This window comes from Mesorhizobium sp. M7A.F.Ca.CA.003.01.2.1, from assembly GCF_003998945.1.
Taxonomy (GTDB): Bacteria; Pseudomonadota; Alphaproteobacteria; order Rhizobiales; family Rhizobiaceae; genus Mesorhizobium; species Mesorhizobium ciceri.
The window spans coordinates 1-767 of record NZ_RZRA01001488.1; the positions used below are offsets into that span (position 1 = coordinate 1).

Genomic DNA, 767 nt, shown 5'->3' on the forward strand with positions numbered 1-767 from the left:
GGTCAATGTCATGGCGGTACCGGGCTTTACCATCGCCGATCTCGCCATGGCCGGCGTCAAGCGTATCTCGCTCGGGCCGTGGCTGACCAATTTCGCCTACGGCATGCTGGAAACGGCGGCACGCGAAATCCAGCAAGACGGCACCTTCGGCTTCACCCGCGCCGCCATGCCGTTCAGCAAATTGCAGGCCCTCTTCGGCAAATCTTCGGATTAATGGGGCCCGTCGCATGACGCTGACCGTGGTCGACATGCATACCGGCGGCGAGCCGCTGAGGATCGTCACCGGCGGCTATCCCGGTATCCCCAAGGGCACGATCCTGGAAAAGCGCGCCTATGTGCGCGACCATCTCGATCATCTCAGGAAAATCCTGATGTTCGAGCCACGCGGCCATTACGACATGTATGGCGCCTTGCTGGTCGAGCCGGACCTGCCCGGCGCCGACCTCGCCGTGCTGTTCATGCACAATGAGGGTTATTCCACGATGTGCGGCCACGCCATCGTCGCGCTCGGCCGCTACGCCATCGATGAAGGGCTGGTGGCGAAACAGGAACCAGTCACGACAGTCAATATCGAGGCGCCGTGCGGGCTGGTCGTCGCCTCGGTCGAGGTCAGGGACGGCAAGGCCGGTGCGGTTTCGTTCGAAAGCGTGCCGGCCTTCCTTTTCGCCGGTGGACAGGCGATCGAATTGGCGGGCCACGGCACGATTGGCTTCGACGTCGCCTATGGCGGCGCCTTCTACGCGCTGGCCGATTGTCACCAATTCGGG

The 767-nt window shown here is 63.1% G+C and carries 1 protein-coding gene and 1 pseudogene; both read left to right on the forward strand.

The window, feature by feature from the left end:
- A pseudogene (locus tag EN969_RS33675) lies at positions 1-214 on the forward strand (isocitrate lyase/phosphoenolpyruvate mutase family protein); the annotation flags it as partial.
- Positions 215-227: 13 nt separating this feature from the next.
- On the forward strand, positions 228-767 hold a 540-nt coding region (locus EN969_RS33680; protein ID WP_164758778.1), incomplete at its 3' end, for a proline racemase family protein.